Source organism: Treponema socranskii subsp. buccale, assembly GCF_024181585.1.
Lineage (GTDB): Bacteria > Spirochaetota > Spirochaetia > Treponematales > Treponemataceae > Treponema_D > Treponema_D buccale.
This window is the reverse complement of record NZ_CP054258.1, coordinates 956,794-968,674: the sequence shown is the minus strand read 5'-3', so window position 1 is coordinate 968,674 and position 11,881 is coordinate 956,794. Positions and strand designations below refer to the sequence as shown.

Below are 11,881 nucleotides of genomic sequence, written 5' to 3'. Positions count from 1 at the left end.
GCATTTCATATCAACAACCGGCACCATTCAAAATCAATAACCGGTATCCGGATTAATAATATCGCTTTTTGAAATTACAATTTTCAGACATGTTCCTTCGACGGATTTATACCGCCTTCGTTTTCCGCATCGTCCGCTTTCAAAACGCATCTCCTCCATTTTTTACGATGGAGTTCCGTTATGGAAAACATGCCGCGCACGGGATACTGATACATGCGCACCGTATCGTAGTAATTCGTCACGCGATCGATTTCACGCTTGAGCTGCGAAAGCTGCAAAACGCCGACGTCGGCGCTTTCCCAGCATGCGCGCTGCACTTTGTGAAATCCGTAATGAGCGAGCACCGAAGCGAGCGACTGAGCCGTATCGACTCCGCCCGGATCGAGAACAACCGACACGAACATATCGCATAAGCATAAAAGAAAGAGCGAATTATGTCAAACGGCCACGCGCGAATTGATTTTCGCGCCGTTTCGCGCTATCATAATCACATGAAGCTCTTTCGACCGCTTGTCATCACGGCAGTCTTTATATCCGTATCTTTCGCCGCTTTTGCATCGGAGCGCCCCATCGTCACCGGGATAAAAGCCGAAGCCGGATCGGCAAAGCGCATTTCCGTGACGTGGACGCCGCCTGAAAATCCCGAACCCGCCGTCACTTCTCTCGTCGTATTCCGAACGGAAGAGCCGGCCGCCTCTTTTTCGCAGATAGCGTCCCTCGTACCCGTCGCGGAGCTTGTAAAAGACAGCGCGTCGTTTACCGACAACGTTCCCGATTATAAAGATTATTATTACACCGTCGTCGCCGTTACGGGAAAAGGGCGCTACGATATCGTCATTCCCTCGGTAAACGCAACGGTAAACGGCGTGCACGCTCGGATTCCCCGAAAAAATGCCGCAAAGGATACGAGCGCATCCGCACGGGAAAAGCTCTACCCCGAAGGCGTCATGCGCGAAACGCCGCTTCCCTACATCGATTTAATCGAAAGCGTAAACGAAAATAAACGGACGGCTATGAGCAAAAATGCGCTTATGCAGGCGCGCCTTCTCGCAGGTTCCGCGGAAACCGCACGTACGCCGCTTTCGCCCTATGTGTTCGAAGAGGATTTGATTTCGCCCGACGGAGGCGACGATTACCTTTTGTTCGACGTTTTGAAAACGACGTTTATCAAACGGAAATACAAGGATGCCGAAACCGAACTCTTGCGTCTGCTTGCAACGAACAGGAACGAAGCGGTTACGTCCCGAGCGCGTTTTTATTTGGGCGAATCGTATTACTTCAGCGGAAACTACGCCGATGCGGTCAACGCGTTTTTATACGTAATCGGCGACTACCCCGCCCTCGCAAAAAAATGGATCGATTCGTCCCTCGACTTCATGCAGCTGCCGAAAAATTAATAATTAATAAATGCTGCGGATGATATCGACGAGTGCTGGATTCCGCCGTTCGCCCAAATCGTTCGCGGAAATCGCTTTCGGTTTTTCCGATACGGCACCTCCCCTCGCACGGGCGGCAGGGGCGTTATCGACGACGCGGGAAGCGTTTCCCGCTTTGCTTTCCGCAGCTTTATCCGGCATCGAAACAAGAACAACTTCATCGCCCGTATTTACCCGATCGTAAAATCCGCTCTTTACGAACTCGCCTTCAGACACTTCTTCTCCCGCTTCGGTGATCGTAAGCGTACCGAGCACGTCCCTGTCGGCATACGTCAATCCGATATTCGAATCCGCCGTTTTGAGCGCGCCCTTCGGCACGACGGCGAACACCGCGCCTTTTTGCAGCAGTTCCGATCGTCCGACATCGATTAATAAATTCGTCCCGCTTCTGTCGAGGATTTTTCCGCGAACGGGCAAACTTGCAAGAACTGCGGAGCGAAACCTGCGCAGCACGTTCGTATAGCGCCCGCTTCCGGTACCGTAAAAGGACATGCGGCGGACTGCCGACCCCGTACGGCCGGAATACATCGTCGCATCGAGAACGATGTCGCGTTCGCCTTCGTCGAACGAAAGCATAATAAAATAATCTTCGCCCGCGCTTTGCGCTTTTCGATACGCTTCCCCGAAACCCGAAACGGGAGCGGATCTCGCGCGTACGAAAGTGGCGGAAACACCCGAAAACATATCGGCGGCGAACCGGGCGGTGATCATCGGAAAATCCGCGTGAACGAATTGCGCGGGAGCTTGCTCATGGTACAGGCCGATATGCCAGCGAATTTTATCGAGGTAAAAAGGTTCGACGTTCCACCGCTTTGCGAGCGAATCCTGTAAAAGCGAATCGTAAGCTTCGACGGTATCGTCCAAGCGCCTTTCGCTCGTACGGCGCGCTTCCGAAGAAACGCTTGAAAGGGGATCGCGGTTATCCTGTACGAATTTAAGCTGCTCGAGGCAGAGTTCGTGCAAACCGTTTATGTCGAGCATTTCGGCAAAGGCTCTGCGCGCGGCGGTATCCGTCGGATTTACTTTCAGCGCCCGCTGGTACTCGTAACTTGCGCCCGTACCGTCGAAGCGCTTCATATATTCGCCCGCATTTTTTATGTGCCACTTCGACCATTCCTTTCTCCGCGCATCTTCGATCGGGACGGTTTTATTGACCTCGAGTTCAAGTGCCGCGCGCATCACTTCGTCGAAGGGATCGACCGAAAGCCCCGTCGTCCACGTTGCGATCGCGGCCGCCGCATTTCCCTCGCGGTACCGGGAGAGGCCTTTTAAATACCACGCGCCGCCCGCGTTTCTCGACCTCGCTATTCTGAAATCCGAAACGTCGATCGCATCGGCATATTTTTTTTCCGAATACAATATAGAAGCGAGCAGTTCATAGGCTTTGTCGTAACGGCCGTTTATTTCAACCGCCGTTCGAGCCGCCTTTTCCGCGGCTGAAAGATTGCCCTGCATTGCGGCAAGCTTTGCGTTCATATAGTGCACTTCCGCTTCGCCCGAATGATAGCGCAGCGCCTGCGACATATAGCGGGCGGCAGCGGAGCTATTACCCCGCTCGGCTGAAACGAAAGCGAGGCTTAAAAGCGCTTTGCGGTTCGACGGATCACGCTCGAGCGCTTCGGCGTATTTTCCTTCGGCGGCGGAAATCCTTCCGCTGAAAAGATCGAGTTCCGCCATCCCGAATCTCGCGTTGACGTCGTTCGGATACTGTGCCAATATTCGCTCGAATATACGCCGCGCTTCGGAAAAATTTCCGAGCGCGATTTGACACATACCCCGAAGATTTTGCGCGGTCGTGCTGTTCCGCGCATATTTTTCGGCGGACGAAAGATAGCCGAGCGCCGTGTCGTATTGGCCGAGCTGATACGCACACTCGGCGAGGCGGAACCACGCATCTGCGTAAGCGGGATTTATGCGCACGGCTTCCAAAAAAAGTTCCGTCGCTTCGTACCACTCTTCGCTTCTCTGCCGTTCGACGCCGCGCGAATACAATTCGGCAGCCGTCGGAGGAGAAGCAAAAAGCGGAAACGTCAAAAGGAGAACGCACAGCACACAGAAAACGGTTTGTCGTTTTTTTTGCGCAGCCGGATCGATGACGCACTTCATCGATATGTGAAAACGGGAAAAGCGGTTTTTACCCGCATTCCGCTTATCTGTCATATTATTTGTCATCCTCGTTTTCATCTCCGCTTTTTCGAATTACTTTTATCATATTGATGCGGTGACCTTCCATATCCTGTACGATAAAATCGAATCCGCCCCACGACGTCTTCTCGTATTTTACCGGAATCTTTCCGAGTAAATCGAATACAAAGCCGCCGAGCGTATCGAAATCTTCTGTCGGAAACTCCGCGCCGATCGTTTCGTTCAAATCGTCCAAATCTATGCGCGCATCACACAGCCAAATATTGTTTCCGAGCGTGATGATATCTTCCCGCTCGTTGTCGAACTCGTCCTGAATGTCGCCGACGATCTCTTCGATGATATCTTCCATCGTGACGATGCCGGAAATGCCGCCGTACTCGTCGATCGCGATCGCGATGTGCAGGTGCCGACGTTTAAACTCGCGAAGGAGCGAATCGATACGCTTCGATTCGGGAATAAAATACGCTTTGCGCAGGATCTTTTCGAGATCGACCGTTTCGTGAGAAGCGAAAATGTGAATCAAATCTTTGACGTAGAGTATGCCGACGACATTGTCGATGGACTCGCTGTAGACCGGAATGCGCGAGTGACCGCTTTTGGCGATTTTTTCCATGAGCTCGTCGAGTTCGGTATCGACGGAAATAAAATCGACGTCGATGCGCGGAATCATCACTTCCTTTACCGTCGTGTGCGACAGATCTTCGATGCCGCGTATCATGCTCCGCTTTTCTTCGTTGATAATCTCCTGCTGTTCGGGACTGACCGCTTCCGCGTCGGAAGCCGCTTCTTCTTTTTTGTGTCCTAAACCGAATAATCCCATATACCACCTTACCGCATTTTCAAAGAACCTCTAAAAACCGAAGTGTTCAGAGGTTCCCGATTATTTTTTCGCCGCACAATTTCGCAAGCGCCTGTTCCTGTATGACGAGCATATCGCATTCGGGAGCTTTACCCGCTTCGATATGCTCTTTTCCGTGATCGTATCCGTTTAAATGCAAAAGACCGTGTACGATGAGACGCTTGAGCTCAGAGTCTTCATCCGTCTCGAACGCGGCCGCATTTTTCGAAAGCGTGTCGAGACTGATCGCGATATCGCCCGCGCACTTCCATGTCACGCCTTCCTCGTCGATATATGAAGCGCCGTTTTCAAACGAAAGCACATCGGTCGCTCCTTCGATGCCGCGGTATGTTTTGTTGAGAAACGACATATACGCATCGTCGCACAGCAAAATCGAAATCTCCTCCCCTGAAAAACCGAGCACATCGAGCGCCTTTTGCGTAAAGGGTGCGACGTTTTCAATCCATGACGGAAGCGCGGTATTTTCGGGAACGGTAACGACGACCCTGTCAGCCATTCGATTTTTCCGCATCCGATTTTTTATCATTCTTTTTATCACCTTGCTTTTTTTTCTTCTTTTTTATCGTTTATCTTATCGTCCCCTTTTTTATCGTCCTTTCCGGCGGAAGTTTTGTTTTCTCTGCCGTCATTTTTATCGTCGTCGGGATTTTTTTGATTCGGGTATTCGATTCTGTTGTGATAGTAGCCTGCGAGCAGTTGAACGAAAGCGCCCTTTATCTTTGCCATATCGCGGAACGTCAAATCGCAGTTGTCGAGCTGACCGTGCTCGACTTTGGCGTTGAACAGCGTTTGAATGAATTTATCGAGGCGCGATGCGGACGGGTTTTCAAGCGTGCGGCATGCGGCTTCGACGGTATCGGCGAGCATGACGACGGCGCTTTCACGGGTCGTCGGAGGAGTACCGGTATAACGGAATTCTTCTGGACTGACGTTCGGATCCTTTTCTTTTGCCGCATTGTAAAAATATGAAATGACGCTGTTTCCGTGATGCTCTGCGATGATGTCGATGATCTGCTGCGGCAAGTGCAGTTGGTGCGCTTTTTCGACGCCGCGCTTTACATGGCTTTTGATGACGGCAACGGAAAGGGAAGGATTGATATCGTCGTGCTTATTCGTACCCGTTTGGTTTTCGACGAAGTATTCGCTTTGATCCATTTTGCCGATGTCGTGATAATACGCGCCGACGCGGGCGACAAGCGAATTTGCACCGATTTCGCGGCACGCGCTTTCGGCAAGCTGCGCGACCATGAGCGAATGCGTATAGGTGCCGCTCGCGGTGAGCATGAGCCGGCGCATCGTCGGATTGTTGAGATCGCTTAAATCCATGAGACGGAATACCGATGCGGTATTCAACAGCAATTCAAGCGGAGTCAAAAAACCGAGCGCGAGAATGCCGGAGATAAATCCGTTGAATGCGGCGCCCGCGAGAGCGACCGGCATTTGCTGAAAGCTTTCGTTGTCGATGACGATGAGCACGATCATGCACACGATATCGACGAGGGCAAGCAAAAGAGACGCGACGACCATGTCGATCCGCCGCTCGATTCGCCGCACGATATTCGCCGCCGCAAGACATGAAAGTATCGTGTACAAAAACGGAATGAGCGCCCAGCCAGCTGCATTGTATACACCGAACGCGGCGAGAACGCAAAACAACACCGAAGGAAGCTGACCGTACAAAATCGCAACGAGCAGCGTACAGAATGCCGACGGGATGATCACCGGCAGCATATACGGTGAGGAAAAGGAAGCCGTTTTAAGCGCAAACGCGGCGGCGGCATAGATGAGCAGGAAAAAAACGACTTGCAGCACCAGTTCGTTTAAAAGGATTTTTCTGCCGAACGGAAGGAAGGCGAACAGCAAAAACCACACGACGCCGAGCACAAGCAAAAACAATTCGTTGTTGAGGAATTTGCGGTAATCGAAATATGCGGGCGATTCGGCGAGCTTTCGGAGTTTGTCGTAATTTTCCTGCTCGATCGCAAATCCCTTGTGGATGATCCGCTCGCCTTTTTGAATCACGATAGGGTTATCGAACGTCGCCGAAATATTTCGAGGGGCTATGATATCGCGGTCGGCGATCTGCCCTATTTCAAAATCGTCGAGTGAAAACGACGCAATCGTCTGGCTCGTTGCAATGTTTACGAAATTGAGAGCGGAAACGGCGATATAGCCGGCGACGATCAAAAGGATAACGCGCCAATGCTTTTTAATATATTCGGTACATACCGCCGCAAAACCGCGATTGTCATTGTCTTTCTTCATCTTCATACGCCTTTACTATCTTTTTTACGAGCTGAGCGCGGATCACGTCGTCCGCCGTCAGCTTCATCGTTCCGATTTCCGGAATCGATTTTAATAATCCGAGCGCGTGAACGAGCCCGCTTTCCGTGCGGCGCGGCAGATCGATCTGCGTGATGTCGCCGGTTACAAACACTTTCGTGTTTTCGCCCATGCGTGTCAAAAACATCTTCATCTGTTCGCGAGTCGTGTTTTGCGCTTCATCGAGGATGACCACGCTCGCTTCGAGCGTCCGCCCGCGCATATACGCAAGCGGCGCCGTTTCGACCGCGCCCGATTCGACAAGACGCCTCACCGTTTCGCGCGGTACGAGTGATTCCATAGCGTCGTAAAACGGACGCAGATAGGGATTGAGCTTTTGTTCCAAATCGCCGGGCAGATAGCCGAGGCTTTCTCCGGCTTCAACGACGGGACGCGTCACGACGAGTTTCGATGTATTGTGGGAAAGGAGCATTTTCAGCGCTTCGGCGACGGCGAGAAAGGTTTTGCCGCTGCCCGCGGCTCCCGTGCAGATGACCATGTCGAACGAGCGGAGCATATCGATATAGCGCGCCTGATTGTCCGAACGCGGATAGATTTTCCTGAAACCTCCGGGGATCGAAATCGCACAGCGCGAAATATCGAGGTGCGGCTGCGTATTTAAAACGGACGCGATGATGTTTTTACCGTCTTCGTCGCCGCTTTCTATTTCGTCGAGAATCCTGTCGATAATAAAGCGGAATTTCTCGCGGACGACAGGATCCTCTTCATCTACGGAAAGCTCATTCCCCCGCGTAAACACCGGCACGCCCAAATGCTCTTCGATGAGTTTCAAATTGCTGTCGTTCGTACCGCAGACGCAGGACAAAACATCGGCATCCGGCACGACTATCGTATAAGCGCTGTCCACAACCCTCCAACACCCGCTCTCCGATCACCACCGTCAAATATTGTATAAAATTATAAAGGCAGAGGATAATTTATGCAAGAGCGCGCAAATCCGAGCAATGCGGAGGATTTGCGCGCGTGTTGATAAAAGAAAAACGGCTCGGCCGTTTTTCGCCTTTCGACTTACAGAGCGATTTCGAGCAGTGCGGAGAAATCGCGAGCGTATTGATAAAAGAAAAACGCCGCAGGAGTTTTTCGCCTCCGGACTTAAAAGAGCAAATCCGAGCAATAGAACATGCGATAAGCGATAAGCGCTAAGTTGACAGCGCCTGAATATTTCTTTATACTCAAAAAATACGCGGACGATTAGCTCAGCCGGTTAGAGTACCTGGTTTACACCCAGGGTGTCGGGGGTCCGAATCCCTCATCGTCCAAACACACTCCGCGCATCGGCGCACGCGTTTCAATGATGTCAGATAAAGAAAAATACGCAAAACATTTTTTACTCGACGTACGGACGGCAATCGAATATGCGAGGGACAAACTCGGCTATTTTGACGCGGACGAAGAGCTCGGCTGCTCTGAAATCGGCGACGGCAATATCAACTATGTGTTCAAAGTGTTCGGTAAAACGAGCGGCAAGTCCCTCGTTATAAAACAGGCGGATACCCTGCTCCGCTCATCCGGACGTCCGCTCGATATGCACCGAAACAAAATCGAAGCGGAGATTTTGAAAATCGAAAAATCGCTTGCGCCCGGCTTCGTGCCCGAAATCTATCACTACGACGAAGCGATGTTCGCACTAGCCATGGAAGACATTTCGGCGTATAAGAATTTGCGCAAAGAGCTTGCCGCGGGGAAAATCTTTTCGGCATTGAGCGATGAGCTTTCGACCTTTCTTGCGGATACCCTGCTTCCGACGACGGATTTGGTTATCGGAAGGGCTGAAAAAAAAGAGCGCGTCAAGCTTTTTACGAATCCCGAACTCTGCGATATTTCCGAAGATTTGGTATTTACCGAACCGTACTGGGATTATAAAAAGCGGAACGTCGTCATACCGGAAAACGCAAGCTTTGTCGAAAAAGCGTTGTACGAGGACAAAGCGCTGCACGCGTGCGTCGCGCGACTCAGGGACGATTTTATGAATCACGCGCAGGCGCTCGTTCACGGAGACTTGCATACCGGTTCCATTTTCGTAAACGATGACGGCATAAAAGTCATCGATCCGGAATTCGCGTTTTACGGACCTATGGGCTACGATGTCGGAAACGTCATCGGAAATCTCTTTTTCGCGTATGCGAACGCGTATTGGACGAAGCCTGAAAATGCGGAATTTTTATCGTGGCTGCAAAAGACGATTGCGGACGTTTTCGATTCGTTCAAAACGAAGTTTGAAAAAAAATACGATGAGCTTGTCGAATTCCCTCTGTATAAAAACGAGCGCTTTAAAAATGCGTATACGGAAGGCGTGCTTGCCGATTCGGCAGGCTATGCGGGGACGGAAATCATCAGAAGAGTTGTCGGGGATGCGAAAGTGTCGGAAGTGACTTCCGTGACGGATATAGCGCTGAAAGTACCGCTCGAGAGGAGTCTCATCCTGCTCGGAAAAATCTTTATAAAGCGGACGGAGGATATGAAATCGGGAAGCGATCTTGTGCAGGCGGCAAACGATATCTTCAGCTGCGCGAAACGAGGTGAACTATGAAGCGGTGTGATTTCGACTTGCCCTTTTTGCTGAGATACGAAAACGTCGCGTGGTACGAAAACGGAAAAGTACGCATATTGGACAGACGCATCTATCCTACGGAAATAAAATTCGTCGAATGCGCTTCGTATCGGGAAGTTGCACAGGCGATCGCCGATATGGTTACGCAGAGCGCAGGCCCCTATACGGCGGCAGGTATGGGTATGGCGCTCGCGGCTTACGAAGTAAAAAATAAAAGCGCCGCTTCTCAGCTCGAGTTTTTGCGCCAAGCGGCGCACGACATATCGCATGCAAGACCGACGACGGCAAACAGGATGAGTATCGTCACGGATGGCTGCCTCAAAGCGGCCGAAAGCGCTCTTGCGGCCGGAAAAAACGTGTGTGAGGCGATCTTCGAGCGGACAATCGATTCGCTTGAGCGCCGCTACGGTACGATGGAAAAAGTCGGCGAATACCTCGCTTCTCTTTTTCCGAAAGGCGGAACGGTGCTTACGCAGTGTTTCGGCGAAACGATCGTCGGTATGATGCTGCGTGCGGCGAAAAAAAGCGGCAATGCGTTGAAACTCTACTGCGCGGAAACGCGGCCGTATCTGCAGGGTGCGCGCCTTACGTCGAGCTGCTGTTATGAAATGGGTTTCGATACGACGGTCATCACGGACAATATGGTCGCCTACGCGATGCAAAAAAAAGGCATCGACGTCTTTACGTCGGCGGCAGACACCATCGCCCGCGACGGTCACATTGCAAATAAAATCGGCACGTTTCAAATCGCGATTTTGGCAAAGCACTTCGGCATCCCGTATTTCGTGACGGGCATACCGGACGCGGATAAAATGACGATGCGCGATATCGTCATCGAAGAGAGAGACCCGTCCCTCGTGCTGAGTTCGGGCGGAAAGGCGAATACGCTTCCGGGCGTCAAAGGGATCTACCCTTCGTTCGACATCACGCCTCCGCATTTGATAAGCGGCGTCGTCACCGATAAAGGCGTCTTTACGCCCTATACGCTGAACGAATATTTCGACACAAAGGTCGATGAATATTATTGATGAAAAAGGTGCACGGAGGAGATGCCATATGTATGACAAAGAGCGCAAAGCCATCGTCGACTTCGGTAAGCGTTTGATTACGGAGCATCTCACATCGGGAACGAGCGGAAATATAAGTATTTTCGATCCGAAAAAAAAACTCATGATCATCAGTCCGTCGGGGATTCCGTATTTCGATACGAAAGAAAGCGACATCGTCGTAGTCGGCTTGGACGGAAAAACCGTCGAAGGGGACAGAAAGCCGTCGAGCGAATGGGCGCTGCATGCGGCGATGTACGAGGTAAAACCCGAAGCGAGGGCGGTCGTGCACACGCATTCGATGTACTGCACCGTACTTGCATGTCTCCGTGAGCCCATCCGCGCGGTGCACTATGTCGTCGCGGATGCGGGTGCTCCGGAAGTTCCTTGCGCTCCGTACCGAACCTTCGGCACGACCGAATTGGCAAAAGCTGCAAAAGACGCGATCGGAAAAAGCGACGCACTTCTTTTGGCAAATCACGGTATGCTCGCCGTCGGAAAAGATTTAGCTTCGGCCTTCGGTTTGGCGCGGGGTATGGAATTTTGTGCCGAAGTGCAGTACCGGGCGATGTGCGCGGGAAAACCCTTCGTGCTGCCGGATGACGAAATGGAGCGGGTAATCGAAAAATTTAAAAACTACGGACAGGTAAAAAACGGATAGATTCAAAGCTCTGTCCGAAAACGAAAACTTTCGAACGGAACCGGACAAAAACGGACGCGGGAAACGCGCGGTACGGACGCTTTCGTCCTAACCGGCGTTTTCCGATCACTCCATAGGATTTTTTACATCGCTTCGAAATAAAAACAGATCCTGTATTTTCAGTGAATAAGCGGTACTCGCTTCGTTACGCTGTTCCGCTTCGCTTATAAGCGGAATACTGAACGCGTGACTTGCAGGCGTATACCCCTTTGCGGCAACTGCCACCGTAAACGTAAAGTATTTGCTTTCGCCGACTTTGTCCGCTTTAAAAGGTTTAACCCAAAATGAATACGATCCGTTTGTCGCTGCGTATGTTTTGCACGGATTCGACCACGTTTTGTCGATCATATCCGCGTTGTCCTCACCGTATTTAAGCGTGATCGTACAGTCGATAAGCGGCTCGAAAGACGCGCCGTCGAAAACGCTTCCTGAAAAAATCGGGAAATTGAACGAAATCTCATGCTTTTCCGAATGTGCATTCGGTGCGACGTCTTTGTGATACGGACGCTTGGTCGAATTGATTGCGCGTACGGCTTCTATGACAAGCGCATCGATATCCGCTTTTATCTGCGGCGTCGGAACAAGCTTCATCGTATGCACGACGCCCCTGCCCGAAACGACATAGCGCGGAGGAATGCGATTGAGTACATAACTTACGACATCGAGCCGGCAATCTTCGCAGTCGCAGGTAAACCATGAGGGTTTCGCCTCATTGAGCCGCTCGTACATGAGATTGACGCGCGTTGTTATCAATTCTTCCATTACGTTGTGAACTTTCATATTTCTCCCGCACTTTCAAAA

Annotated in this window: 11 protein-coding genes and 1 tRNA gene; 5 read left to right on the top strand and 7 right to left on the bottom strand. The window is 51.4% G+C overall.

Annotated elements, in window-relative coordinates; translation table 11 throughout:
* Positions 1-83: 83 nt before the first annotated feature.
* Positions 84-404 (bottom strand): CRISPR-associated endonuclease Cas2, encoded by a 321-nt coding sequence (locus tag HRI97_RS04295; protein ID WP_180485820.1) that lies wholly within the window; start codon positions 402-404, stop codon positions 84-86.
* An 87-nt stretch (positions 405-491) separates the two neighbouring features.
* Here HRI97_RS04295 and HRI97_RS04290 point away from each other — a divergent pair, with 87 nt between their 5' ends.
* Complete coding sequence (locus HRI97_RS04290; RefSeq protein ID WP_253726839.1) at positions 492-1,397, top strand: tetratricopeptide repeat protein; 906 nt, start codon at positions 492-494, stop codon at positions 1,395-1,397.
* A gap of 3 nt (positions 1,398-1,400) precedes the next feature.
* Here the strand turns inward: HRI97_RS04290 and HRI97_RS04285 are convergent, their stop codons facing one another.
* Genes HRI97_RS04285 through HRI97_RS04265 form a run of 5 tightly spaced genes read right to left on the bottom strand, consistent with a single transcriptional unit; the run spans position 1,401 to position 7,630 of the window.
* A complete protein-coding gene (locus tag HRI97_RS04285; protein ID WP_253726838.1) occupies positions 1,401-3,596 on the bottom strand; it encodes a tetratricopeptide repeat protein in 2,196 nt (731 codons plus the stop codon).
* Between the two features lies 1 nt (position 3,597).
* A complete protein-coding gene (locus tag HRI97_RS04280) occupies positions 3,598-4,401 on the bottom strand; it encodes a hemolysin family protein (protein WP_180485814.1) in 804 nt (267 codons plus the stop codon).
* A 46-nt stretch (positions 4,402-4,447) separates the two neighbouring features.
* On the bottom strand, positions 4,448-4,936 hold the full coding sequence (gene ybeY, locus HRI97_RS04275) for an rRNA maturation RNase YbeY (RefSeq protein WP_253726836.1): 489 nt from the start codon (positions 4,934-4,936) through the stop codon (positions 4,448-4,450).
* A 38-nt stretch (positions 4,937-4,974) separates the two neighbouring features.
* Complete coding sequence (locus HRI97_RS04270; RefSeq protein WP_253726834.1) at positions 4,975-6,711, bottom strand: HD family phosphohydrolase; 1,737 nt, start codon at positions 6,709-6,711, stop codon at positions 4,975-4,977.
* Positions 6,689-7,630, bottom strand: coding sequence for a PhoH family protein (locus tag HRI97_RS04265; protein WP_180485808.1), 942 nt, complete (start codon positions 7,628-7,630; stop codon positions 6,689-6,691). The genes HRI97_RS04270 and HRI97_RS04265 overlap by 23 nt, the downstream gene beginning before the upstream one ends.
* 338 nt (positions 7,631-7,968) lie before the next feature.
* Between HRI97_RS04265 and HRI97_RS04260 the strand changes: the two genes are divergently transcribed.
* The 4 genes from HRI97_RS04260 to HRI97_RS04245 all read left to right on the top strand — a co-directional run bounded on the left by HRI97_RS04260 (position 7,969) and on the right by HRI97_RS04245 (position 11,041).
* Positions 7,969-8,042, top strand: a tRNA-Val gene (locus HRI97_RS04260).
* 32 nt (positions 8,043-8,074) lie between these two features.
* A complete protein-coding gene (gene mtnK / locus HRI97_RS04255) occupies positions 8,075-9,313 on the top strand; it encodes an S-methyl-5-thioribose kinase (protein WP_253726832.1) in 1,239 nt (412 codons plus the stop codon).
* A complete protein-coding gene (locus HRI97_RS04250) occupies positions 9,310-10,362 on the top strand; it encodes an S-methyl-5-thioribose-1-phosphate isomerase (protein WP_253726831.1) in 1,053 nt (350 codons plus the stop codon). The genes mtnK and HRI97_RS04250 overlap by 4 nt, the downstream gene beginning before the upstream one ends.
* A gap of 28 nt (positions 10,363-10,390) precedes the next feature.
* Positions 10,391-11,041: an L-fuculose-phosphate aldolase gene (locus tag HRI97_RS04245; protein ID WP_253726829.1), complete on the top strand. Its 651-nt coding sequence runs from the start codon at positions 10,391-10,393 to the stop codon at positions 11,039-11,041.
* A 105-nt stretch (positions 11,042-11,146) separates the two neighbouring features.
* On the opposite strand, the gene HRI97_RS04240 is transcribed toward HRI97_RS04245, so the two are convergent.
* Positions 11,147-11,860: a late competence development ComFB family protein gene (locus HRI97_RS04240; protein ID WP_253726827.1), complete on the bottom strand. Its 714-nt coding sequence runs from the start codon at positions 11,858-11,860 to the stop codon at positions 11,147-11,149.
* Positions 11,861-11,881 lie beyond the last annotated feature (21 nt).